The organism is Paenibacillus pasadenensis DSM 19293 (genome assembly GCF_000422485.1).
Taxonomy (GTDB): Bacteria; Bacillota; Bacilli; order Paenibacillales; family Paenibacillaceae; genus Paenibacillus_O; species Paenibacillus_O pasadenensis.
In genome coordinates, this window is sequence record NZ_AULW01000015.1 from 126,421 (window position 1) to 149,995 (window position 23,575).

A 23,575-nucleotide genomic window follows, 5' to 3' on the forward strand; every position below is an offset into this window, starting at 1 on the left:
GACAGTGGTTTCTTCTCTTTTTTCCATTTTCCAGGAGAAATTCCGGATCGGCGGGCAGCGGCTCAGCGCAGCTTATCCCGTATTTCCGCTTGCTTCTTGGCCTGCGCCCGTTCCTGCTGCAGCGCCTCCTTGAGATCGTCGCGCGTGCTCCGCTCCCACAGGCGGACGCCGGTCCGGTAAGCGGCGCGGGCATTGAGATGCCCGGCCACCGGGCCGGTCAGGAAGACGAAGACGATGCCGAGCAGCAGCTTGACGCTGACGACGTCGTGGACGAACGTGTAATAAAGGAAAGCGCCGGTCAGGATGAACAGCACGCCGAGCGTAGCGCTTTTGGTCGCCGCATGGGAGCGCAGGTAGACGTCCGGCAGCCGGATCAGGCCGAAGGCGCTGAACAGGCTGAGCACGGAGCCGAACAGGACGATGACGGCCGAGCCGATCGCGAGCGCCTCATTCATCCTCCATCACCGCCCCTCTCTCGATATAGCGCGCGAAGGCGGTCGTGCCGATGAAGCTGACGATGCCGATGACGAGGATGATGTCGAAGTAGACGGTCGTTCCCTGCAGCATGCCAAATACGGCGATCATCGACAGCAGCAGGATGCCGATCGTATCGAGCGCGGCGATCCGGTCGGATACGGAAGGGCCTTTGAGCAGCCGGTACATGCAGCCCGCGATCGAAAGCATGAGCAGGACAAGCGACGCTTGCAGCAGCAGATCGACCATCAGCGCGTCACCTCCATGATCGCCCGCTCGAACGTCGAGCGGATCTGCTGACGCAGCTGCTCGGCGTCGCCGATATCCATCGCGTGGATGTACAGCGTCCGATGGTCGTCCGCCACGTCGAGCGTCAGCGTGCCGGGCGTGAGGCAGATGAGGCAGGCGAGCAGCGTCAGCTCCCCGTCGCTCTTGAGCCGCGTCTCCATCGCCACGATGCCGGGCCGGATCGTCAGCTTCGGCTTCAGGATCTGATAGATGACCGTGAAGCTGGACAGGAACAGCTCGCGGATGAAGATGAGGAGCAGGACGAGCACGGCCTTCACCTTGCGCAGGTAGAAGTCCCGCTTGAGGAAGCGGTTGAGCAGGCCGATGAACAAGAGCCCGAGCCCGAAGCCGGCCGCGAAGCGGGTAAAGCTGAGATCGTCATAGAGAAACATCCAGAGGAACGCGATCAGCAGGTTGATGAGAAACTGGGAAGCCATTCGGGCTCACTCCTTCCACACGGCGTCGATATAGTCGGACGGCGAGACGAGCGTGCGCGCCGCCTCCGCGGATGCCTGGACCATCCACTCCGAGCCAAGGCCCATGAGCACGACGAGCAGGCAGAGCGCCGCGGCGCAAGCGGTATGAGCCCTCGAAACGCGGGCCTCCTCCGCCGGAATCGGCAACGACGCCGGCGCTTCTCCCCAGAAAGCACGCATGAACAGCCGCACGAGCGCATACAGGACGACGAGGCTCGTCGCCAGCGAGATGCCGGCGAGCAGATGCGAGCCGGCCTCCAAGCCGCCTTGCACGAGCAGCAGCTTGCCGCCGAAGCCGCTGAGCGGCGGAATGCCGGCCGCAGCGAGCGAGGCGACGAGGAACATCCAGCCGACGAGCGGCAGCCGCCCGATCAGTCCCCCCATCTCGTCCAGGCGGCCGCTGCCGGCCGCGCGGATCATCATCCCGGCGAGCAGGAACAGCAGCGCCTTGACGGCCATGTCGTGGATCAGGTAAAAGACGGCGCCCTGCAGCGATTTTTCGCCGGAGACCGCCAGCCCGAAGGCGAGGAAGCCGACGCTGATGACGATGTTGTAGTTCAGGATGCGCATGACGTCCTTGCTCGCGAGCGCTCCGGCCGCTCCGAGCAGCATCGTCGCTCCGGCCATCCAGGCGATCCACTCCTGCGCGGCGAATCCGTGCCCGGCGGGGAAGATGAGCGTGAACGTGCGGATGAGCGCGTACAGCCCGACCTTGGTGAGCAGCGCGGCGAACAGCGCGGAAACGGCCGCCGGCGGCGCCTCGTACGCCTCCGGCAGCCAGAAGAACAGGAACAGGCCGGCTTTGAGCGAGAACACGATCAGGAAGAACACCGACAGGACGTCCAGCATGCCGCCGGAGCCGGCCTCGGCGATGCGGGCCGACAGCTGCGCCATGTTGAGCGTGCCGATCATCCCGTACAGGTAGGCGACGCCGGCCACGAACAGCGTCGAGGAGACGATATTGACGAGCATGTAGCCGAGCGTCGCCTTCAGCTGCCGCTTCGTGCCGCCCAGCACGAGCAGCGCGTACGAGGAGATGAGCATCACCTCGAAGCAGACGAACAGGTTGAACAGGTCGCCGGTCAGGAACGAGCCGTTCACCCCGGCGAGCAGGAAATTCAGGAACGGGTAGAAATAGAACTTTTCCCGCTCCGGTCCGACCGTCCCCATCGCATAGGCGAGGCAAAAGCCGGTCGTGACGCTGGCGGCGGTCACGAGCAGCGCGGCAAAAAAATCGGCGGCGAAGACGATGCCGAACGGCGCGGCCCAGCCGCCCATCGCCAGCGTCTGCATGCCGTCCGAGCCCGCCCTCGCGAGCAAGAGCGCGCTGGCCGCCGCTGTCACGGCGATGCCGGCGGCGCTGATCAGGCGCTGCAGGATCACCTTTTCCTTGAAGAAGAGCAGCAGCACGGCCGTGCACAGCGGCAGCAGCAGCGGCAGCACGACAAGATTAGTCATTCGCTTCCCTCCTGAGCTGCTCGGTATCGTCGGTGCCGATGGATTTGTACGCCTTGTAGGCGAGGACGAAGTAGAGCGACGTGACGCCGAAGCTGATGACGATCGACGTCAGGATGAGCGCCTGCGGCAGCGGGTCGACGTAGCGCTCGGCATGCTCGCCGAGCAGCGGCGCCGCTCCGCGCTTGAGGCCGGACATCGTCAGCAGCAGCAGATGGACGCTATGCGTCAGCAGCGACAGGCCGAGGATGACGCGCAGCAGGCTGCGGGCCAGGATCATGTAGACGCCGACGCCGAACAGGGCGCCGACGGCGAGCGCGAGCAGCAGCTCCATTTATTTGTCCCTCCCGATCGCCAGAATGATCGTCATCGTGATGCCGACGACGGTGAAGTAGACGCCCAGATCGAACAGCACGGCGGTCGCCAGCTCGTTCTGGCCGAAAAACGGCAGCTGCGCGTAGCCGAACGCATGGCTCAGGAACGGCTTGCCGAAGGCGAACGAGCCGATGCCGGTCAGCAGCGCGAGCGAGATGCCGCAGGCGCTGACGATGCGGAAGTCGACCGGCAGCGCCTTGCGGATCGTGCGCACGCCGAACGCGATGCTCATGAGCACGAGCGCCGAGGCGGTCATGAGCGCTCCGATGAAGCCGCCGCCCGGCTGATGGTGTCCGGCGAACAGCAGGTAGAGCGAGAACGTCAGGATGAGGAACAGGATGACCTTGGCCAGCGTCTGCAGGATGACGTCGTTGCTGCGCGCGTCCTCGTAGACGAGGCGGAACTCGCTTTCCCGCAAGCCGCTGCCCTCCTCCTCCGCCTCGCCCGGCCATTTGAGCCGGATGATCGCATAGATCGCGTAGGAGGCGATGCCGAGCACGACGATTTCGAGCATCGTATCGAAGCCGCGGAAGTCGACCAAAATGACGTTCACGACATTTTTGCCTCCGGCCAGCTCATAGCTGTTGCGGAGATAAAAGTCGGAGATCGAGCCGAACTTCCGGTCCGAGAGCGCGCCGAGCGCGACCAGCGTCATGGCGAGGCCGGCCGCGCCGGCGATCAGGCCGCTGGCCAGCTTCGTCCGGCGGGCGACGCGCTCCCGCTTGAGCGCCGGCAGATGATAGAAGCAGAGCAGGAACAGCGTGACGGATACCGTCTCGACGATCATCTGCGTCAGCGCCAGGTCCGGCGCGCGGAACAGGACGAAGAACAGCACGACCATATAGCCGACCGTGCCGGTCAGGATGATCGCCATCATCCGCGACTGCGCGAACGGAACGGCGAGCGTGGCCGCGATCAGCGCGAGCACGGCGATGCCCTCGAACAGCGTCACCGGCGCCATGCCGGACAGGACGACCGAAATGTCTCCGGCCAAGGCGGCCGCGATGGCCAGGAACGCGGCCAGCACGACGAAGATGTAGCCGGCGCTGCGGCGCATCCCTCCGTCCATGTATGCGGCTGTCAGCTTTTCCGAGCCGGCGTCGAGTCCGCGCAGCAGGCGCTCGTACATGCCGTTCCAGCTCAGGGGCAGCCGGATGGTCCGGTGCAGCGGCGCCCAGCGCGGCGCGGCGTACAGCAGCAGGCCGCCGACGGCGAATACGGCGGCCGTCAGCAGCAGCTCCGGCGTGACGCCATGCCATAGGGCAAGCTCGCCGTAAGCGTCCGGCGCTGCGGGATGCATCGACAGCAGCGCCGGCTGCAGCAGCCCCGGCGCCACCAGCGCCGGAGCCAGGCCGAGCAGCAGCGCCGCGGCGGCGAGCACGAGCGGCGGCGCCAGCAAGCCCCAGGACGGCTCATGGACGGCGGCCTCCCGCGTCTCGCGCGCCGGTCCGCCGAACGTGCGCCAGGCGAAGATGCCGCTGTAGACGAAGGTGAACGCGCTGGCCGTCCAGGCGACGGCCGGCACGAGCAGCGCGGCCAGGCTCCCCTCGCCCGCCCGATAGGCGTTCAGCGCCGAGCCGAAAAACAGCTCCTTGCTGAGGAAGCCGCCCAGCGGCGGCACGCCGGCCATCGACAGCGACGCCGCGAGCGAGACCGCGAACGTGACGGGCATGAACCGGATCAAGCCGCCGAGCCGCCGCAGGTCGCGCGTGCCGGTCTCGTGGTCGACGATGCCCGCCGTCATGAACAGCGCGCCCTTGAACGCCGCATGGTTGAGCAGATGCAGCAGCCCGGCCGCGGCTGCGGCCGCTCCGTAAGCGGCGTAAGGCGAGGCCGAGCCGGCCGGATAGACCGAGCCGAGCCCGATCAGCGCCGTCACGAGGCCGAGCTGGCTGATCGTCGAATAGGCGAGCAGCGCCTTCAGGTCGGTCTGCTTGATCGCGCGGAAGCTGCCGTAGACGAGCGTGGCGAGGCCGACTGCCGTGAGCGAGCCGTACCAGAGCTGCTGGCCGGCGAACAGCGGCGTCAGCCGCGCGGCCAGGTAGAGGCCGGCCTTGACCATCGTCGCGGAGTGCAGGTAGGCGCTGACCGGCGTCGGCGCTTCCATCGCGTCCGGCAGCCAGATGTGGAACGGGAACTGGGCCGACTTGGTGAATACGCCGAGCAGGATGAGCCCCATCGCCGGCAAGAGCAGCGGGCTGGCGGCGAGCGCCTCCGCCGAGCCGATCAGCTCCGAGACGCGCAGGCTGTCCCCGGCGATGCCGAGCAGCAGGAAGCCGGCCAGCATCGCGAGTCCGCCCATGCCGGTCACGAGCAGCGATTTGAGCGCGCCGTCCAGCGAAGCCTGCCGTCGATGCCAGAAGGCGATGAGCAGGAACGAGCTGACGCTCGTCAGCTCCCAGAACCCGTAGAGGACGATCAGATGATCCGACAGCACGACGCCGAGCATCGCTCCCATGAACAGCAGCAGGCAGGCGTAGAAGCGGCCGACCGCCTCGCGGCGGCGGTCCAGGTAAAAGATCGAATAGAGCACGACAAGCGCTCCGATGCCGCTGATGAGCAAGGCGAACAGCATCGCCAGGCCGTCGAGCCGAAGCTCGAGATTGACGCCGAGGCTCGGCATCCACGGCATGGAGGCGGAAAGCGGCGCGCCATCCCCGGCGGTCCGCAGCCGAAGGAAGCCCGCGAGCAGCAGAAGCGGGCCGGCGAGGGCGATCCAGCCCGCGTGCAGCCTAGGCGCGAGCCGGCTCAGCCAAGGAAGCGCGGCCGCCAGCAGGAAAGGGAGAAGCAAAAGGACATGAAGCAATGGCAAGATAGAGCCTCCTTACGTTCGGAATGACGCTTGGCATTCCTTCCAGTATTTCCTGATGCGCCCGAAAAAACAGGCCGATAGCCCCCTTTACCCGGAAAATGACAAAAAGAGCCCGCTGGTGGCAGGCTCCTCCGATAGAACGTATCGTATTTTCCGGTATAAACAAGTTAGGCAGTAGGAATATTGTATCGAATTCCAGCGCAGCGTGTCAACCGTTTTTGAGCGAGGCCGCTCAGCTGCTCGCCCCGAACGGACAGCGGGCGGCCCCGGAGACGCCCGCGCCCGCTCCCGCGGAAGCGCCGGCATGCGCCGCTCCAGCCGGGCAGCCCGCCGCTCCGGAGGCGGCCGCGGCTCCGAAGCCGCTCCGGCATTGCCGCTCCAGCCGCTCCAGCCGGGCCGGCTTGTCCTGCGGCAGCAGGCGCGGCGACAGCTCCAGCTCGCGCATCCCGGCATCATGCCAGACCGGCGTCAGCGAAGGCGACAGCGGCGGGATCAGCCAGGACCAGCGGGCGCTCGTCTCGCGGCCGCGCTCCGCCTCCTGCCGCTGGAAGCGGACGAACTGGTCGGCAGCCGTATGATGGTCGACGATGCTGACGCCTGCCTTGCGGAACGAATGCAGCACGGCAATGTTGAGCTCTACGATCGCGCGGTCCTTCCAGAGCGTCGTGTTGCTGCTGCGGTCGAGTCCGAGCGCGTCGGCGACGGCGGCGATCCGGTCATAGCGGCCCGGATCCCCGAAGTTGCGCGCGCCGATCTCCGTCTCCATGTACCAGCCGTTGAACGGAGCGGCCGGATAAACGGTCCCTCCGATCTCCAGCGCCATGTCGGAAATGATCGGCACGGCGTACCAGCGCAGGCCGAGCCGCCCGATGCCCTCATGCTCGGGATGCTCGATCGCCACCTCCGGCGTCAGATGCGCCGGGATCGGGAACCAGCGCGGCTCGCCTCCGCCCGCGCTGACGACGAGCGGCAGCAGGTCGAAGTCGCCGCCCGTCCCCCGCCAGCCGAGCTCCAGGCAAAGCGCCGTGAACGCATCCGATGCCGGATCGCCGCGGCGCTGCTCTCCCGGCCCGGCGGCGGGATAGCCGGCGTAGCGAAGCAGCTGGTGGTTCCAGACGCGGATGTCCGCGCCGGAATCCGCGCTTGGGAACACCGTCATGACCGAGCGGATGCGCCCGCCGTTCGCGGCCGTCTCCAGATGCCGCAGCAGCGCCCCCGCCGCTTCTTCCTCGGTCCGTACGCCGCGCGCGTCGATCACGTCGAGCGTCTGCCAGAACAGGCGCCCGATGCAGCGGCTGTTGTTGCGCCAGGCGACGCGCGCTCCCCAGACGAGCTCTTCCGCCGAGGGCTCGTATGCTTCTCCGCGGCCGATCGCCGCCCGGACTGCTTCTATCCGCGCCGCCAGGCGCTCCTCTTCCCATCCGTTCTCCATGCCGAACTGGCGGAGCCAGGCTTCCGCCTGCTCCTCCCTTCGGCTGCTGCCGCCGTTCATGCTGTCATTCCCCGCTTTCTGCCAGCCTTTCGGTAATGCGCCGCTTGCGATAGAGCATGATCGCGGATTCCGTCACGTTCTGGAGCATGCCGCGATTGATGAACGCCCCGAACACGAGTCCGGCGACCGGCACGGCCTGGAGCAGCTTCTTCCAGCCCCAGTTGTCCCGGTAGACGGCGATCACCTCGCGCCAGCCCTGGATGCGGGAGACGGCCTCGCCGGCCGCCTTGCCTCCATCCGCGGCGCTCTGCATCATCTCTTCCAGAATAGCACGTTTCCCGACAATATCCGAGGATGCGAACTGCATGACCTTGACCGTGAAGACGCGCTCCTCCTTGAGCGTCGGGTCGTAGCCGTAGCTGAGCGCGATTTCCTGAATCGCCTTGAGCGACAGGCCGAGCACCGCAGGCACGTCGATCGCCAGCGTGAAGAGGCCGCCGAAGCCGGTCGTCGCGCCCTGCGCAGTCGCGAATCGCGTGCGTTCCTCGGCGAGCTGGGCCGCTGCCGCATTCATCGCGGCCAGCGGGTAAGGTCCGTCGCCGCTTCCGCCCTGGCTGCGGTCCGCGGACCGCAGCAGCTCCCCCACCTTCCGTCCGGCGACGAGATACTTGCCGCCGTTCTGGATGTAGCCGCCCAGCTCGTCGAGCGCCAGGCCGAGCTTCTCGTGCACGATTTTCGGCGTCAGCCGGTCGAGCAGCTTGAACGGCAGCCGCGCCATCCGGTCCCAGATCATCAGGTTCTTCTGATCCTTTTCCCATCGCTCGATTTCCGCCAGCGCCGCCTGCAACTGCTCTCGCGACTCCATCCGGCCCGCCGGCCGCTCCTCCTGTACTTCGCTCGTGTCTCGATCTGTCTCCATGCGTCGTCTTCCTCCTTCGGGATCGCCTGCCGCCGGCCCGGCTGTTCCGCCATGGCCGCGCGGTCCGTGCGCTGCCGTGCAATACGCAGCCGCATCGGGCGCGGTTCCGGACGAGCCGGCTTTACCGCGTATTACCCTGTATGCCCGATTCTGTCCCTTTTTCAGCCGAGCAGGACGGCCGGCTCTCCGCGATGGAGCAGGCCGAGCCGATGCAGCGCCCTCGTGCAGGCGACGTACAGCAGCTTGGCGTCCGCCGCTCCGTAAGCCTCGGCGCTCGCGTCGGCGACGAGCACGGCGTCGAATTCCAGCCCTTTGGACAGATAGGCCGGCACGACCGTCAGGCCGCCGCCGTAAGCGGGCTGGCGAGCATGGACGAGCGCCGCCTCGATGCCCGCCGACTCCAGCGCCGCATGGATGTCCGCGCACTCGCGCTCGGTGCGGCCGATGACGGCGATCGTCTGGAAGCGCCCTTCTCGCTGCCAGTCCGCGACGACCGCGGCCAGCCTAGGCGCCCAGCTGTCGGCGGATACGCGCTCCAGCACGACCGGATCGCCGCTGCGGAACACCGGCACGGCCGGCTTGACCGCGCTGCCCATGCCCGCGAGGACCAGGTTGGCGAAGTCGATGATCTCCGTCGTCGAGCGGTAGCTGCGGTCCAGCTCGAAATAACCGGCGCTGCCCTCGTCGAACCGTCCGCTCAGCTCGCTCCAGTCGGAGATGCCGGCATAGGCATGGATGCCCTGCTGCAGGTCGCCGAGCACCGTCATCGACGGCTGCTGCTGGCAGAGGCGGAGCGCCTCGAGCTGGAACGGCGAGTAGTCCTGCGCCTCGTCGATGACGATATGGTCGTAGAACGGCCGGCCGAGGCCGTGCAGGCGGATATGCAGGTAGACGAGCGGAGCGAGGTCCTCCGCCTCCGCTTCTCCTTGCTTGAGGCGGGCCGCCGTCGCCTTGGCGAGCGGCGCGGGCAGCAGCTGCGCCCCGCTCTTGCCCTCCAGCAGCTTGCGGTACAGCTGCGGAGCGCTGTAGGCGGGGATCCGTTTGGAAAAGGCGTTCAGCTTGGCCATCGCCTTCGAGCGCAGCTTTTTGTCGGCGACGCCCCGCTGCTTGAGCTCCGACTCGAGCCAGCGCTTGACGCGGCTGACGAGCCGCTCCCTGCGGCGCATGATCGACTCCTCGCCGTAGTCCGTCTCATGCCATTCCTTCATCTTGGCGACGGTCAGCTGGAAGCCCGGCAGCGGCTCGAACGGCTCGGCCGGCAGCAGCGAAGCCTCCAGCTCCGCGAGCCGGCCGTCGAGCGCTTCCTTGAATGCCGCGCTGCCCTTGAGCCGCCCGGAGGCGGCGGCGTATTCCTCCTCCGCATGAGGCTGCTCGAACCAATAGGCGAGCGTCTCTACCGGCGAGCGCAGCATCACCTCGCGCTCCAGCAGCTCGATCGCCCAGTCGGCGAACGTCGTCTGCACGATGTCCCCGACGCCGAGCTCCGGCAGCACGCCGCTGATATAGTCGAGGAACATGCGGTTCGGCGCGAAGATGATCATCCGTTCCGAACGGATGCGGCCGGCGTACTGGTACAGCAGGAACGCGAGCCGGTGCAGCGCGACCGTCGTTTTTCCCGAGCCGGCCACGCCCTGGATGAACAGCGCCAGGTTCTTGTCCGCGCGGATGATCTTGTCCTGCTCCTGCTGGATCGTCGAGACGATGTCGCGCAGCTTGTTGTCCTTGCTCTCGCCGAGCCGGTACAGCAGGAACTCGTCGGTGACGGCATCCTCCTCCTGCCCGCGCACGAAGCTGTCGACGAGCCGCAGCAGCTCCTTTTGCCGGACCATCAGGTTGCGCTTGAGATGCACCGTGCCGCCGATCTCGCCGTCCGGCGAGTCGTAGGTTGCCGGAGCTTCCCCACCGCTGAAGGAATAGAACAGGCTCGCGACGGGCGCCCGCCAATCGATGACGAGCAGCTCGTCCGAGCCTGCGCGGGCGACGCCGGCCTTGCCGATGTACAGCGGCAGCGGCGCCGGCTTGCCTTCTTCTTGAAAGTCGATCCTTCCGAAATAAGCTTCCTTGCGGGCGATCTCGAGCCGCTGGCGGCGCTCCTCGCGCTGCAGGTCGAGCATCTGCTCGGTGAAGTCGTCTCCGGTATAGCGCGGGCCGATGCCTCCGAGCTGGCCCTTGATGTCCTCCACGGCTTCCGCGAGCCGCGTTTCTTCCGCTTGATAGGCACTTTGAGCGCTCATGGTCAGTTACCTCCTAAGGGATTCCATTGAAAAGCGAAAGAAAACTATACCATAGCGCCGCTTGCGCCTGCAATAGCGGCATGGAGGGAATCCGGCGGCATGACTTGGTCACGGCGGGCTGGTTCCTGCGTCCTCTTTTTGGAGGGGGAGGCTTGCCCGGGCGGAAACGCGGCTCGTATACTCGAATGGATGAGGCTGGAAAAGCCGACGAAGGCGACGAAGGGGCGGCGGAAGCGATGATCGAGGTGCTGCTGGCGGACGACCAGAAGCTGATGAGGGACGGGCTGAGCACGATTCTGGGGCTGCGGGACGACATGACGGTGACGGGCGCGGCGGCGGACGGCGCCGAGGCGCTGGAGCTGGCCGTGCGGCTGAAGCCGCAGGTCGTGCTGATGGACATCCGCATGCCCGTCATGGACGGCATCGAGTCCGCGCGCCGCATCAAGCAAGCGCTGCCCGGCACGGTCGTGCTCATGCTGACGACGTTCGAGGAGGACGACTACATCATCGAGGCGCTCGCCGCCGGAGCGGCCGGCTTCCTGCTCAAGGACATCCCCGGCGAGCGGCTCGCCGAGGCAATCCGGCAAGCGGCGGACGGCTCCTACATGCTGCCCTCCTCCGTCGCCGGTCGGCTGGCTGCCCGGCTGAAATCGGCCGGAGCGGCCGCCCAGGGGCTGATCGGCGCGAGCCGCGCCCGCGCCGGACGGCTGCAGCTCGGGGCCAAGGAGCGCGAGGTCGCCGCGCTGCTCGCCGCAGGCTGCGCCAACAAGGACATCGCCGCCCGCCTGTTCATGAGCGAGGGCACGGTCAAAAATTACGTCAGCGGCCTGTACGCCAAGCTCGGCACGCGCGACCGCACCGTCGCCGCGATCGCGCTCGGCGAATGGCTCGCGGAGAGCCGCGAATGAAGGCGGCCCGGCTGGCAAGGCGGCTCGCCTCGGCGCTGCTGCTGGCGGCGATGGCCGCTACGGCCGTGCTCTATTTGGTGCCGCTGCAGCCGGGCGTCGCGCGGCCGGCGGAGATGTTCACGCTCAGCTCGCCGGAGCGCTGGGAGCTGCTCGCCGCGGACGGCCGCTGGATTCGGCTGGATCGGGCCGAGCGGCTGCTGGCCGAGGGCGAGATCCAGGCGGCAGGGGGCTTGGCGGAGCGGGGCTTGGCGGACGGCGAGAGTGATCGCGATGGTGCGGCACGAGGCGAGGCGACAACGACAAGAGCCGAGGACCGCAGCGGCGGGGCGGACAGAGATGGCGCCGGGCAGCTCCACGCCGCCTCCGGCGGCTCGGACATGCGCCTGCCCGGCGAGGCGGCGGAGCGGTTCATCGTGCGGAGGACGCTGCCGGACGCGCTGGACCAGCCGCGGAGCTACCGCCTCTTTTTCCGCCAGCCGGGCGCGTTCCGCGTTACGCTGGACGGGCAGCCGCTGGCGGACTACGGCCCGCTGCCGGAGCAGGCGCCGCTCGCCGACCGCTGGCGGGCGGCGGAGCTGCCGCTCCGCCCCCAAGGACGGCTGCTCCAGCTCGAGATCGAGCCCGCCTCTCCCGGCTCGCTCGCCCTCGGCGGCATCGCCGCCGCGCCGGCGGAGCGGCTGCTCGACTACGCGCTGCGCGCGGACTCCGTCCGCTTCGCGATGGCGGCTTGCTACGGGATGCTTGCCGTCTTTTCCGGCATCGCCTGGCTGCTCGTCTCCCGCAGTTCGCTTTACCTGTATTTCGGCGCCATCACGTTTGTCTCCGGCTATTCCGCCTTGTTCGGCTCGTCGCTCTTCTATGTGCTCGCCGCCACGAGCCGCTTCTCGTACTTCAACGGCATCAGCAATCCGCTCATGGCTTGCGCGATCGCAGGCTTGCTCGGCCACCTGGCCGGAGCCGGACGGAGCCGGTTCCGCAAGCTGACGATGCTGTTCGGAGCGCTTGCGATCGCAAGCGCCGTCCTGTCGCTGACGAGTCCGTACCTGTATCGGACGCTGACCGAAGCCACGTTCGCCTTCATCCTGCTGTCCACGCCGTGGTATCTGCATGCGCTGCGCTGGGAATTCGGCCTCAGGAGCGGCGAGCTCGCCTGGCTGCGGACGGGGCTCGTCGCGCTGCTGCTCAGCGTCGCCGCCGACCGGATCGCGGTCGCGATGCCGTCGGTCTCGGTCTGGCTGGAGAACTCCCTCTCCGATATCGCGCTGATCGTGCTGCGCCAGCTCGTGCTGATCGCCGTCTTTGTGCTCATCTGCTGCATCGGGCTCGTCCTGCTGCTGCGCGAGAAGCGGCTGAGGCTCGAGTATCAGCGGGTGCTGGAGCAGCAGAACGAGGAGCTGCTGGAGCGCGACCGCATCAAGGACGGCATCCTGGCAGAGCGCTCCCGCATCTCCCAGGAGCTGCATGATCATGTCGGGCATACGCTGACCGCCTCTATCGTCCAGCTTGAGGCGTCCATCCTGCTGCTGGAGCGGCAGCGCAACGAAGGGCTGGACAAAGCCCGCCTTGCCCAATCGCTCGTGCGCAAAGGCTTGGACGAAATCCGCGCGTCGGTGCGCGCGATGCGCGAGGAGGACGAGGAGCTGCGGCTCGCGCCGGCGCTCGAGCGGCTGTTCGCCGACGCCGAGGCGAATGCCGGCATCGTCGTCAGCCTGGAGCTGCGACCGCTGCCCCCGCTGCCGCGGGAGCTGATCTCGCTGCTCGTCCGAGCGGCTCGGGAGGGGCTGACGAACGGCCTGCGCCATGGCGCCGCGAGCCGCTTCCGCTGCCGCGTCGCGGCGGAGGGCGGCACGCTCTCGTTCGAGCTGCGCAACGACGGACAGCCTCCGCGGCCCGAAGCGGCGGAGGGCTTCGGACTGCGGAGGCTGCGGGAAGAAGCGGAGCGCCTCGGCGGGCGGCTGCGGCTGGAGGCGCAGCCGGGCGAAGCGGCGCTGTCGCTCCGCCTGCCGCTCGACTGCGGAGCGGCAGCAGGCAGCGGCGCCGACGAGGCGGGATGAGGGGCGGCCGTCGCCGCAGCATCAGGCAAAGGAGACCGATGCCTGAGACGCCGACTATGAGGCGGTCAAGGCAGCTCAGTCGGCCGTTTCCGCCGAAGCAGGCGATGAATCCGCGCCGCCTAATAAGCCGACTATGAGGCGGTCAAGGCAGCTCAATCGGCCGTCGCCGCCGAAGCAGGCGACGAATCCGCGCCCCCTGATAAGCCGACTATGAGGCGGTCAAGGCAGCTCAATCGGCCGTTTCCGCAAAACGGGCGGTCACGGCGCTAGGGACGCAGCGGACGTCTAGTCTGGCAAACCCGGTCGGGAATAAGCGCGCCGCAGCCGGCGTTCCGTGCCGGCCAGCCGCGCGATCCAATACAGCATGCGCCAAGGCAGCCGCTTGCCTTTCGGCAGCCTGCCGGCGGGATGGCTCGCTGCCCGGGCATGCCAGACTGCCCGGTCCAGCAGCCGCTTCGGCAAGCCGTTCGGCAGCGCCCGTCCTTCGCAGGCCAAGCCGTAGGCAATGTCGAGCGCCAGCCGCCGATTGTCGCATTGATTCATGGAGGAACCTCCTAGCGGTCATGTTCCTCTCCAGCATCTCACAGCGTCATGCGCCGTCCCAGCGGCGGGGAGCCTATTTCCTTCATGACCCGGTCATCGCTTGCCGGATAGACCGTCATGGCTGGTTGGGTCGTAAGCTCCCGCTGCCTTCCACTTCCGGCAACAGGCAATGCGGAGCCGATTAGTCGCGCAACTCCCCTCGGTCTGCCTCCTCCGAACGCGAGTTACTCGGTTTTTCCGCGCAGCTCCACTCGATCTGCCTTCCCCGTGCGCCAGTTACTCGGTTTTTCCGCGCAACTCCCCTCGGTCTGCCTCCTCCGCACTCCAGTTACTCGGTTTTTCCGCGCAACGCAGCTCCGGCGCATCGGCTCAACCAGAGAGTCGACCTTGCCAGCCCTCACGCAGCGGACTAGAATGCAAGCCTAAAAAGGCATGATCTCTAGCAACGACAAAAGCGAGCCGTCCCGACGGGGCAGCTCGCCTTTTTTTGTTCCTGTATCGTCAATCAGCGGATGAGACAGGCCAACCTTGTTCCTGCATCGTCAATGAGCGGACGAAACGGTCCAACCTTGCTCCTGCACCGTCAAGCTGCGAACGAGACAGGCCATTCTTGCTCCTGCACCGTCAATCAGCGGACGAGCCAGGCCAGCGCGCCAAGCGCTGCAACGCTCCAGACGGCGAGCAGCGGCACGCCGATGCGGAAGGAGGCATGCTTCGTCTTGTGCCGCCATGCGGACATGCCGATCCAAGCCCCGATGCCGCCCCCGAGGAAGCCTGCGGCAAACAGCCTTTTTTCCGGTATGCGCCGCCGGGACTTCCGCGCCGCCTTTTTGTCGATGCCGAACAGCGCGAACGCGTAGACGCTCATGGCCGCCGCATAAAGCAGGACCGCGCCTTGCCATCCATTCATCCGACCATCCCCCTCTCTCCTGCCCCTCGCTCAGCCCGGGCTCCTCGGCCGCACGCGGCTCGTCGCCTGGGCTTCCAGCGGATTCTCCGGCCAGTAATGCTTCGGATAGCGCACCTTGAGCTCCTTGCGCACCTCGAAGTACGTCGTGCTCCAGAAGCTCTCGAGGTCGCGCGTCACCTGCACCGGGCGCTGCGCCGGCGACAGCAGATGCAGCACGACCGGGAGCCGGCCGCCGCCGACGCGCGGCGTCTCCTTCATCCCGAACATCTCCTGCAGCCGCACCGCGAGGAAAGGCGCCTGCGGATCGCTGTAATCGACCGGAACGCGCGAGCCGCTCGGCACCGTCAAATGCGTCGGCGCATACGAGTCGAGCTGCCTGCGCCGCTCCCAGCCGAGCCGCGAGTCGAGCGCCTCGGCCAGCGGCAGCTTTTGCAAGCCGGAGGCGCTGCGGATGCCGGCCGCATGCGGCGCCAGCCAGTCCTCCAGCGTCGCGAGCAGCCCTTCGTCGGACGCGTCCGGCCAGTCGGGCCGCACCGCATGCATGAGCTGCATGCGGGCTTGCAGCTGGCGCGTCTGGCGCGTCCACGGCAGCAGCCGCAAGCCTTCGCTGCGGATGCCCTGAAGCAGCGCCGCCGTCACCCGCTCCGGATCCGGACGGTCCAGCTGCGCCTCGCGCACGACAATCGCGCCGAGCCGGGTCCGTCTGCGGCTGCGCACCGCTTGCGCGGCGGCATCCCATTCGACAGTCTGCTCCGGCTCGAACAGCTCCGGCAGCAGCGCCTCCAGCGCCGCGAGCTCGACCGGAGCGGCCAGATCGATCCGGCTTTCCGTTCCGGCATCGTCGAGATCGGCGGCGACGAGATAGGCGGACGAGGAGATCGGCTGGACATTCGCCAGCGCCGCTCCGCGGCCGATCGCCAGCACATAGCGTCCGTCCGGGCGCCGCTGCGCGATCCGGTCGGGATAGGCGAGCGCGAGCAGCAGTCCGATGTCCGGCTGCTCCGCCCCGCGCGCGGCAGACGGCACGGAGCTGCCGCGCGGCGAAGCCTCGCCTGCCGTCCGCCCGGCTTCGCCGCCCGGCGTCCGCTCCGTTCCGGCCGCCGGAGCGGCCCTTCGCCTGTCCGCGCCCGGCGCCGAAGCAGCCGCTCGCCGCTCCGCCGCCGCCGAGCCGTCCCGGCGCATCGCCTCCAGCGAGCGGCGCCACTGGCGCGCTTCCGCCGCGGTGCGCGCAGCGGCGGCGGCCAGCGCCGGATCGCCGCCGCTCCCGCCGGCGCGGCCGGCGGCGCGCAGCGCTTCGACGCGCAGCCGCAGGTCGGCGCTGCGCTCGCCGCGCAGCAGATCGCGCTCGCCGAGCAGCGCCGCCAGCTCGCAGGCGGCCTCGCTCCAGCCGAGCCGCTCCGCCTCCAGCGCCATATGCGCGAGCCGCGGATGCCCGCCGAGCGCGGCCATGCGCCGGCCGTGCGGCGTAATGCGCCGCTCCGCCGTGAGCGCGCCGAGCCGCTCCAGCAGCGAGCAGGCCTGCTCGTACGCGCCGGACGGCGGCGCGTCCAGCCAGTCCAGCTCCGCCGGATCGGCCGTGCCCCAAGCCGCCAGCTCCAGCGCAAGTGGCGCGAGGTCGGCCTCCAGCAGCTCCGGCGTGCCGTAGGCCGGCAGCAGCCGATGCGCCTCCTCGCTCCACAGCCGCCAGCAGCGGCCCGGCGCGGTGCGCCCCGCGCGTCCGCGCCGCTGGTCGGCGGACGCCTGCGACACCGGCACCGTCTCGAGCCGCGTCATGCCAGTGCGCGGCGAGAAGCGCGGCACCCGCATCAGCCCGGCGTCAACGACGGCCCGCACTCCGGCGACCGTCAGGCTCGACTCCGCGATCGACGTCGCGAGCACGATTTTGCGCCTGCCGGGCGCGCAGGCGGCGACCGCCTCGTCCTGCGCCTGCAGCGGCATGCCGCCGTGCAGCTGGCGCGCGTCGACGCCAGCCGGCAGTCCGACCCGCCGCAGCTCGGACTCCGTCCGCCGGATATCCGCGATGCCCGGCAAAAACACGAGCACGTCGCCTTCCTGCTCGCGCAGAGCCTCGAGCGCCGCCGCGGCCGCCGCCTGCTCCAGCCGCGAGCCCGCGGGCCGAGGCCGATGGCGCGTCTCCACCGGATATTGGCGCCCCTCGCTCGCCAGCACCGGCGCTCCGCCGAGCAGCTCCGCCACGCGGCCGGCGTCCAGCGTCGCCGACATGACGACGAGCCGCAGGTCCTCGCGCAGCAGCGCCGCGGACTGCAGGCAAAGCGCCAGGCCGAGGTCGCTGTGCAGATGCCGCTCGTGGAATTCGTCGAACAGCACCGCTCCGTACGCCTCCAGCGCCGGGTCCTCCTGAAGCAGCCGCGTCAGGATGCCCTCCGTGACGACCTCGACGCGCGTGCGCGGTCCGACCTTGGTGTCGAGCCGCACGCGGTAGCCGACCGTGCCGCCCGGCTCCTCGCCGAGCTGCCGGGCCATGTACGCCGCCGCCGAGCGCGCGGCGAGCCGCCGCGGCTCGAGCATGAGCACCTTGCGCCCGCCGAGCCAGCCCGCGCCGAGCAGCGCGAGCGGCACGCGCGTCGTCTTGCCCGCGCCGGGCTGCGCGACGAGCACGGCACGGCCCTGCGTTTCCAGCGCGTCCAGCAGTCCCGGCAGGATCTCGTCGACCGGCAGCCTGCCTGATCCTTCCATCGTCCCACCTCTTTCCGTAGGCTTGCCCGCTCCGCTCAGTCGAACCACCCCTTGCGCTTGAACCAGGCGAACATGCCCGACGCGATCAGCCCCATGCCCGCCAGCACGCCGAAGTAGCCGTAGCGCCACTCGAGCTCGGGCATATGGATGAAGTTCATGCCGTAGATGCCCGCGAGGAACGTCAGCGGCATGAAGATCGTCGTGATGACGGTGAGCGTCTTCATGATGCCGTTCATCCGGTTGGAGCTGTAGCTCATGTAGCTGTCCCGCATGTCCGCGGTCATGTCCCGGCACGCCTCCAGCGTCTCCGCCTGCTTGAGCAGATGGTCGTAGATGTCGTGGAAAAAGGCCCGGAACTCCTTCAGCCCGGGAATCGCCTCGATCGTCGTCATCCGGTACAGCAGGTCGCGCATCGGCACGATCGTCTTGCGCAGGCGCAGCAGCTTGCTGCGGATCGCGAACACCCCGTCGATGCCGGTCCGGTCGGAATAGCCGCGGCTGCCGGGATCGGCGTCGAGCAGCTGGTCCTCCAGCTCGTAGATCGACGGGAAATACCGGTCCACGAGCCGGTCCATGACCGCGTGCGCGACGGCCAGATGGCCGCTGCGGGGATGCTTGGGATGCACGGCCGCCGCCTGCCAGGCCGCGTCGATCTCGGCGCAGGCGGCGAAGCGGAACGTCACCGCGAAGTTCGGGCCGAGGAACAGGTTCACTTCCTGCACCTGAAGCGTCTCCGCCTCCAGCGCATGCAGGACGAAGAAATGGACGTCCTCGTAATGGTCGACCTTCGGCCGCTGCAGCAGATGCAGGCAGTCCTCGATGGCCAGCGGGTGAAAATGGAAATACTCGTCCAGCAGCCGGATCTCGGCCTCTTCCGGCTGTCCGATATCGGCCCAGTACCAGACCGGGTCCATCGTTTTAAGCTCGTCCAGCCCGACATCCTTGCGGAGTCGGCCGGTTGAATCCATCGCCATGATGCGCAGCATGCTCGCAGCTCCATTCTATTGATTCGCTTCCTAAATCATCGCTTGGGGAGGACGGCCTCCGGTCCGTCATCCCGCCGAGTCCAGCAGGGACGCGCGGCGGGCGCGCAGCGCCGCCAGCTCCCGCTCGGCCTTGCCCGCTTCCGTCTCCAGCCGCCGCCGAAGCTGGCGAGCCTCGCCCAGCAGGCGTTCGTTGCTATCCCTCGCGCCGTTGATCTTGCCCTGGACATGCCAGTCCATGAACAGCCCGTCCAGCAAATAATCGCCGAGCCGGGCTCCGTCGCTGATCGCGATGTCGAACGAGGCGGCCTCGCCGACATCGGCCAGCTCCTTGTGCAGCCGCCGCGCCGCCGAGCGCGCGCCGACCAGCGCCTCCTGCGCCTCGTCGAGCCGGCCATGCTTGGCCGCTGTCGCGATCACGCCGCCGCCGAGCATGTCGTACGTGCCCCAGGCGGCCGCCGACTCCAGCCGGTCCACCGCGCGCTCCAGCTGCGAGACGAGCGCGCCCGCCGCATGGATCGCCTCGCGCAGCTCCGCGAGCAGCGCCTGCCTGGCGCGGAGCTGGCCGTCGACTTCCCGCACGCCGGCGGCGACGGCGGGGAACGCGCTCAAGACGAGCCGCTCCCGCTCGCTGCGGATCGCCTCGCTGCCGCCCGCCGCAGGAGCGAGCTCTCCGAGCCGGACGCTCGTCCGCGCCAGCATCTCGCGCAGCTCCTGCAGCTCCGCCTCGCCCTCCTTGACCTCGGCGGCCGCCCGCTCGGCTTCCAGCTGCTCCAGCTCCAGCTGCTCCTCCAAGCCTCCGGTGAGCCGCAGCCAGATCGAGCTCCAGCTGCGCCGCGACAGGCGCTCGACGTCCGCCGCTTCCTTGCCGTGCCGCTCCAGACGCTCCGCCTGCCGCCGCTCCAGCTGCCAGATCTCGCGATCGAGCCGCTCGCGGCTGCGCTCCAGCACGCGCTGCTCCGATTCCGCCTCCAGCGCCTCGTCCAGCCGCCGTCCAAGCTCGCGGACGCGCTCCGCGACCGTCGCGTCCGACGCGTCCAGCCCGTCCGGCCCGGCGGCTCCATGGCCGCGAACTGTCGTCCTGTCGTCCATCGTCGTCCTCTCCTCTCGAATTGCAGCCCGCAATCTCTCATGCTATCATACCAGTCAGACCGGGCGCGCCCAAGCCCGAAGTTGAATTCGCGGGAGCCGCAGGCTTCCGCCGCGAGGAGGGACAACCGATGACCGCCGGCCGCTTCGCTCCGACTCCGTCGGGGCTCATGCATCTCGGCAACGCCCGCACCGCCTTGCTCGCCTGGCTCCAGATCCGCCGCCTCGGCGGCTCGTTCCTGCTCCGCATGGAGGACATCGACGGCCCGCGCTCGCGGCCCGACTACGCCGAGGCGGCGCTGCGCGACCTGCGCTGGCTCGGACTCGACTGGGACGAGGGGCCAGACAGCGGCGGCCCGCGCGGACCGTACACGCAGAGCGAGCGGCTCCCTCTTTACGAAGAAGCGCTGGAGCGGCTGCGCGCGCAGGGGCTGCTGTACCCGTGCTATTGCAGCCGCGCCGAGCTGGCCGCCGTCGCGAGCGCGCCCCATGGCCTGGCCTCGGAAGGGCCGGCCTATCCCGGCACCTGCCGCTGCCTGAGCGAGGAGGAGCGGCAGGTGCGCGCGCGGCGCAAGCAGCCGTCGCTGCGGTTCGCCGTGCCGCCGGAGCGGATCGTCCGCTTCGATGACGAATGCGCCGGGCCGCAAGAGACGGCGCCCGGAGCCGGAGGCGACTTCGTCGTGCGGCGGGCGGACGGCATCTTCAGCTACCAGCTCGCGGTCGCCGTCGACGATGCCGCCATGGGCGTCACCCATGTGCTGCGCGGCAGCGACCTGCTCGACTCGACGCCGCGCCAGCTGCTGCTGCTCGAGGCGCTCGGCCATGCGGCGCCGCGCTACGCGCATGTGCCGCTGCTCATGGGGCCGGACGGCAAACGGCTTGCCAAGCGCCACGGCGGCATCTCGCTGCAGGCGCTGCGCGAGGCCGGCGTGCGGCCCGAGCGCGTCGTCGGCCTGCTCGCCCGCTGGAGCGGCCTGCTCGAGCGGGCCGAGCCGGTCATGCCGAGCGAGCTGATCGAGGCGGCGCGGGAGCGGCCTCTGCCGCTCGAGCCGGTCGTCGTGCGCGAGGAGGAGCTGCGCGGCATGCTCGGCGAATGAGGCGCATGCGGAGCTTGGGGCGCATGAAGCGTATGAGCCGCATGAAGCGCTTGAGGCGGACCAGCCGCCTCTCTCGATGCTGGCCTAGAGCGTGTTTGACTACTCCGAAAGAAGCCGATAGGGCCGAATTTTTGGTTCCTGCGTGGCAAAGCAGGGGGCAAAAAGGCGGTGATAATGCCCCTTGGCGGGTTTGCAACCACACCCTAGACAAGCCTAACAGGCGTTTTGCGGCGGCGGCCCTCTCGGCCGCCCGCAAAACGCCTGTTTTCGCCATCTAGGCCCCTCTGGCCGCGCTCGACCTGCCCGCAGTCGCGCCGTACAAGCCGAGCCACGTCTAGCCCGAGATCAGGAAAGGCAGTCCGTCCCGCCAGCCGATCTCGGTCATCGACAAGCACCAGGAGCGCCCCATGTCGCCATTCCCCTGATCATACAAGTACGTCCGCCCGTCTTCGTCCGTGAACAGGAACGGATGTCCGGACTCGCTCGAGTTCCAGCTGCCGGGCTCCCCGTTCGGCAGGAACGGCTCGTCGAAAAGCCGCGTCCTAGCGGAGCTCGCGCGCCAGGCGCCCGGACAGCCGCAGCGCGTTGCCCACGACAGTGACCGAGCTGAGCGCCATCGCCGCTCCGGCCATCCACGGCTCCAGCAGGCCGCAGGCGGCGACGGGCACCATGACGACATTGTAGAGGAAAGCAAAGCCGAGATTCTGCTTGATGTTGCGCATCGTCAGCCGGCTCGCCGCGATCGCGCCGTGGATGCCCGTCAGGCTCGGCCGCAGCAGCGCGACATGGCCGGCATCCAGCGCGGCGTCGGTGCCGCCGGCCATCGCGAAGCCGGCATCGGCCGCCGCGAGCGCCGGCGCGTCGTTCCAGCCGTCGCCGGCCATCGCGACGACGCGCCCTTGGCGCTGCAGCGCGCGGATCTGCTGCAGCTTGTCTTCCGGCAGCATGCCGCCCTTCCAGCGGACGATGCCCGCCTCCCGCGCCGCGGCGGCTGCCGGTCCGGCGCTGTCGCCTGTCGCCAGCCAGACGTCCAGCCCGGCCATCCGCAGCGCCTGCACCGCCTCCGGCGACTCCCGCTTGAGCCGGTCGCCGAGCGCGAGCGCGCCGATGCAGTCGCGGCCGAGCGCGACGAACAGCACCGTCTCGCCCTGCGCCTCGCGGATCGCCGCGAAGTCCTCCGCCCGCTTCATGCCGCTCCAGCGCTCCTGCTGGGCCAGCTGCCTGCCGCCGACGGCGATCCGCCCCTCCGCGCAGTCCGCGGCTACGCCGTAGCCCGTCCACTCGATCCGGTTGTCGGCGGCGGGCGGCACGAGCCCGCGGCGCCTCGCCTCCTCGCGGACGGCCGCCGCATACGGATGCGGCGACTCCGCTTCGGCGGCGGCGGCCAGCTTCAGCACGGCGGCAGCGCTCCAGCCCGGCGCAGGCTGCATGCCGGCGACGCAAGGCCTGCCTTCGGTCAGCGTGCCCGTCTTGTCCAGCAGCACGACCTCCACCTTGGCCAAGCTTTCCAGCGCCGAAGCCTCCTTGACGACGACGCCGCGCCGCGCCAGCTTGCCGGAGGCGATGACGAGCGAGATCGGCGTCGCCAAACCGAGCGCGCACGGACAGGCGACGAGCAGCACCGCCAGCGCGCTCAGCGCCGCCTGCGAGCCGTCTCCCGGAGCGAGCCAGAGCGCCCAGGCGGCGTAGGTCAAGGCGGATGCGAGCAGCATGAGCGGCACGAACCGAGCGGATATGCGGTCCACCTTGCGCTGGATGCCGGTCTTGGACGCCTGCGCCTGGCGCAGCAGCGCGTCGATCCGGCTCAGCAGCGTGCCGTCGCCGGTCGTCTCCGTGCGGATGCGCAGCGTATCGCCGCGGTTCGTCGTGCCCGCCCAGACGCGGCTGCCGGGACGCTTGGAGACGGCGCGGCTTTCGCCCGTCAGCAGCGATTCGTCGACCTCCGACTGCCCTCCCGTCACCAGCCCGTCCACCGGCACGAGGCCGCCCGGCGCGACGAGCACGATATCTCCGTCGCGGACGCTCGATGCCGGCACCAGCCGCGCCTCCTCGGCCCGCAGCACGGTGATCTCCTCGGCCTTGAGCTTGGCGTAGCCGTCGCTCTCCCGCAGCGCCCGCGCCGCCGAGCGGGATTCCATGTACTTGCCGAGCAGCACGGCCGTGATGACGACCGCTCCGGTATCGAAGTACAGCGGGAGCATGCCGTCCGGATGCGCGTCCGAGGAGGAGGCATGGGCGAATACGACATAGTGGCTGTACAGATAGGCGGCGGACGTCCCGAGCGCGACGAGCACGTCCATGTTGGCGCTGCCGGCCCGCAGCGCGCTCCAGGCATTCTGGTAGAAAGGCAGGCCGACGCCGAACTGGATCGCCGTCGCCAGCCCGAGCTGCACCCAGCCGCTGCGGATGAAATCCGGCAGCGGGAGGAAGGAAAGGGCCGCGTAATGCCCGGCCATCGCCCACAGCAGCGGCAGCGTCAGCAGCGCCGAGACGAGCAGCCGCAAGCGCAGCGTCCGCATCGCGGCGTACTCGGCGCTCCGGTCGCCCGGATCCGAGACGCCGAAGCCGAGCCGGCGGATCCGCTCCTTGATCGCCTCCGCCTCGAGCTCGTCCGGAACATAGCGGATCCAGGCCCGGCGGGAGGCATAGCTGACCGCAGCCTCCTGCACGCCGCCGAGCTTGCCGAGCGATTTCTCGATGCGGACCGCGCATGCCGAGCAGCTCATCCCCTGGATGCCCAGATCGAGAGCCGTTCCCTTGTTTCCTTCCATCTCCAGCCTCTCCCTTCGCCGCACGGCCTGGCCTCAGACTCTCGCAGCCTTCCCTAGA

At 68.9% G+C, this 23,575-nt stretch carries 18 protein-coding genes; 3 read left to right on the forward strand and 15 right to left on the reverse strand.

Going from position 1 to position 23,575, the window contains the following annotated elements; genetic code table 11:
* Positions 1-62: 62 nt before the first annotated feature.
* The 9 genes from mnhG to H582_RS0103130 form a co-directional block, all read right to left on the reverse strand.
* Positions 63-455 (reverse strand): monovalent cation/H(+) antiporter subunit G, encoded by a 393-nt coding sequence (gene mnhG / locus H582_RS0103085; protein ID WP_028597329.1) that lies wholly within the window; start codon positions 453-455, stop codon positions 63-65.
* The gene (locus H582_RS0103090) at positions 448-723 is read right to left on the reverse strand and encodes a Na(+)/H(+) antiporter subunit F1 (RefSeq protein ID WP_028597330.1); all 276 of its coding nucleotides are present in this window, start codon (positions 721-723) and stop codon (positions 448-450) included. The genes mnhG and H582_RS0103090 overlap by 8 nt, the downstream gene beginning before the upstream one ends.
* On the reverse strand, positions 723-1,199 hold the full coding sequence (locus H582_RS0103095) for a Na+/H+ antiporter subunit E (RefSeq protein WP_028597331.1): 477 nt from the start codon (positions 1,197-1,199) through the stop codon (positions 723-725). Before H582_RS0103095 ends, H582_RS0103090 begins: the two co-directional genes overlap by 1 nt.
* A gap of 6 nt (positions 1,200-1,205) precedes the next feature.
* The gene (locus tag H582_RS0103100; protein WP_028597332.1) at positions 1,206-2,696 is read right to left on the reverse strand and encodes a Na+/H+ antiporter subunit D; all 1,491 of its coding nucleotides are present in this window, start codon (positions 2,694-2,696) and stop codon (positions 1,206-1,208) included.
* A complete protein-coding gene (locus H582_RS0103105) occupies positions 2,689-3,027 on the reverse strand; it encodes a Na(+)/H(+) antiporter subunit C (protein WP_028597333.1) in 339 nt (112 codons plus the stop codon). The genes H582_RS0103100 and H582_RS0103105 overlap by 8 nt, the downstream gene beginning before the upstream one ends.
* Entirely contained in the window at positions 3,028-5,880 is a 2,853-nt protein-coding gene (mbhE, locus tag H582_RS0103110; RefSeq protein ID WP_028597334.1) for a hydrogen gas-evolving membrane-bound hydrogenase subunit E, read from the reverse strand.
* A 232-nt stretch (positions 5,881-6,112) separates the two neighbouring features.
* Complete coding sequence (locus H582_RS25775) at positions 6,113-7,372, reverse strand: nitric oxide synthase oxygenase (protein WP_084136532.1); 1,260 nt, start codon at positions 7,370-7,372, stop codon at positions 6,113-6,115.
* Positions 7,373-7,376: 4 nt separating this feature from the next.
* The gene (locus H582_RS0103125; protein ID WP_052332915.1) at positions 7,377-8,231 is read right to left on the reverse strand and encodes an EcsC family protein; all 855 of its coding nucleotides are present in this window, start codon (positions 8,229-8,231) and stop codon (positions 7,377-7,379) included.
* Positions 8,232-8,392: 161 nt separating this feature from the next.
* Positions 8,393-10,465 (reverse strand): HelD family protein, encoded by a 2,073-nt coding sequence (locus tag H582_RS0103130; RefSeq protein WP_043110846.1) that lies wholly within the window; start codon positions 10,463-10,465, stop codon positions 8,393-8,395.
* A 152-nt stretch (positions 10,466-10,617) separates the two neighbouring features.
* Between H582_RS0103130 and H582_RS0103135 the strand changes: the two genes are divergently transcribed.
* Together H582_RS0103135 and H582_RS0103140 are read left to right on the forward strand one after the other, a co-directional pair.
* Positions 10,618-11,373 carry a response regulator transcription factor gene (locus H582_RS0103135; RefSeq protein ID WP_240478919.1) on the forward strand — a complete coding sequence of 252 codons (756 nt, stop codon included), beginning with the start codon at positions 10,618-10,620 and terminating at the stop codon, positions 11,371-11,373.
* On the forward strand, positions 11,370-13,427 hold the full coding sequence (locus tag H582_RS0103140) for a sensor histidine kinase (RefSeq protein WP_028597338.1): 2,058 nt from the start codon (positions 11,370-11,372) through the stop codon (positions 13,425-13,427). The genes H582_RS0103135 and H582_RS0103140 overlap by 4 nt, the downstream gene beginning before the upstream one ends.
* Before the next feature lie 285 nt (positions 13,428-13,712).
* On the opposite strand, the gene H582_RS0103145 is transcribed toward H582_RS0103140, so the two are convergent.
* The 5 genes from H582_RS0103145 to H582_RS0103165 form a co-directional block, all read right to left on the reverse strand.
* Complete coding sequence (locus tag H582_RS0103145; protein WP_028597339.1) at positions 13,713-13,970, reverse strand: hypothetical protein; 258 nt, start codon at positions 13,968-13,970, stop codon at positions 13,713-13,715.
* A gap of 628 nt (positions 13,971-14,598) precedes the next feature.
* Complete coding sequence (locus tag H582_RS0103150) at positions 14,599-14,880, reverse strand: DUF1294 domain-containing protein (protein WP_052332916.1); 282 nt, start codon at positions 14,878-14,880, stop codon at positions 14,599-14,601.
* A 30-nt stretch (positions 14,881-14,910) separates the two neighbouring features.
* Positions 14,911-17,577 carry an ATP-dependent helicase HrpB gene (gene hrpB / locus H582_RS0103155; RefSeq protein WP_028597341.1) on the reverse strand — a complete coding sequence of 889 codons (2,667 nt, stop codon included), beginning with the start codon at positions 17,575-17,577 and terminating at the stop codon, positions 14,911-14,913.
* 35 nt (positions 17,578-17,612) lie between these two features.
* Positions 17,613-18,563, reverse strand: a complete 951-nt coding sequence (gene corA, locus H582_RS0103160; RefSeq protein ID WP_028597342.1) for a magnesium/cobalt transporter CorA — start codon at positions 18,561-18,563, stop codon at positions 17,613-17,615.
* 66 nt (positions 18,564-18,629) lie between these two features.
* Entirely contained in the window at positions 18,630-19,652 is a 1,023-nt protein-coding gene (locus H582_RS0103165) for a hypothetical protein (protein ID WP_028597343.1), read from the reverse strand.
* Positions 19,653-19,780: 128 nt separating this feature from the next.
* Between H582_RS0103165 and gluQRS the strand changes: the two genes are divergently transcribed.
* Complete coding sequence (gene gluQRS / locus H582_RS0103170; protein ID WP_028597344.1) at positions 19,781-20,746, forward strand: tRNA glutamyl-Q(34) synthetase GluQRS; 966 nt, start codon at positions 19,781-19,783, stop codon at positions 20,744-20,746.
* 542 nt (positions 20,747-21,288) lie between these two features.
* On the opposite strand, the gene H582_RS0103175 is transcribed toward gluQRS, so the two are convergent.
* Entirely contained in the window at positions 21,289-23,517 is a 2,229-nt protein-coding gene (locus H582_RS0103175) for a heavy metal translocating P-type ATPase (RefSeq protein WP_028597345.1), read from the reverse strand.
* Between the last annotated feature and the right edge of the window lie 58 nt (positions 23,518-23,575).

Excerpts from the sequence above, each read along its gene's own strand:
- mnhG (WP_028597329.1), bottom strand. The coding sequence starts at position 455 with ATGAATGAGGCGCTCGCGATCGGCTCGGCCGTCATCGTCCTGTTCGGC.
- H582_RS0103090 (WP_028597330.1), bottom strand. The coding sequence starts at position 723 with ATGGTCGATCTGCTGCTGCAAGCGTCGCTTGTCCTGCTCATGCTTTCG.
- H582_RS0103095 (WP_028597331.1), bottom strand. The coding sequence starts at position 1,199 with ATGGCTTCCCAGTTTCTCATCAACCTGCTGATCGCGTTCCTCTGGATG.
- H582_RS0103100 (WP_028597332.1), bottom strand. The coding sequence starts at position 2,696 with ATGACTAATCTTGTCGTGCTGCCGCTGCTGCTGCCGCTGTGCACGGCC.
- H582_RS0103105 (WP_028597333.1), bottom strand. The coding sequence starts at position 3,027 with ATGGAGCTGCTGCTCGCGCTCGCCGTCGGCGCCCTGTTCGGCGTCGGC.
- H582_RS25775 (WP_084136532.1), bottom strand. The coding sequence starts at position 7,372 with ATGAACGGCGGCAGCAGCCGAAGGGAGGAGCAGGCGGAAGCCTGGCTC.
- H582_RS0103125 (WP_052332915.1), bottom strand. The coding sequence starts at position 8,231 with ATGGAGACAGATCGAGACACGAGCGAAGTACAGGAGGAGCGGCCGGCG.
- H582_RS0103130 (WP_043110846.1), bottom strand. The coding sequence starts at position 10,465 with ATGAGCGCTCAAAGTGCCTATCAAGCGGAAGAAACGCGGCTCGCGGAA.
- H582_RS0103140 (WP_028597338.1), top strand. The coding sequence starts at position 11,370 with ATGAAGGCGGCCCGGCTGGCAAGGCGGCTCGCCTCGGCGCTGCTGCTG.
- H582_RS0103145 (WP_028597339.1), bottom strand. The coding sequence starts at position 13,970 with ATGAATCAATGCGACAATCGGCGGCTGGCGCTCGACATTGCCTACGGC.
- H582_RS0103150 (WP_052332916.1), bottom strand. The coding sequence starts at position 14,880 with ATGAATGGATGGCAAGGCGCGGTCCTGCTTTATGCGGCGGCCATGAGC.
- hrpB (WP_028597341.1), bottom strand. The coding sequence starts at position 17,577 with ATGGAAGGATCAGGCAGGCTGCCGGTCGACGAGATCCTGCCGGGACTG.
- corA (WP_028597342.1), bottom strand. The coding sequence starts at position 18,563 with ATGCTGCGCATCATGGCGATGGATTCAACCGGCCGACTCCGCAAGGAT.
- H582_RS0103165 (WP_028597343.1), bottom strand. The coding sequence starts at position 19,652 with ATGGACGACAGGACGACAGTTCGCGGCCATGGAGCCGCCGGGCCGGAC.
- gluQRS (WP_028597344.1), top strand. The coding sequence starts at position 19,781 with ATGACCGCCGGCCGCTTCGCTCCGACTCCGTCGGGGCTCATGCATCTC.
- H582_RS0103175 (WP_028597345.1), bottom strand. The coding sequence starts at position 23,517 with ATGGAAGGAAACAAGGGAACGGCTCTCGATCTGGGCATCCAGGGGATG.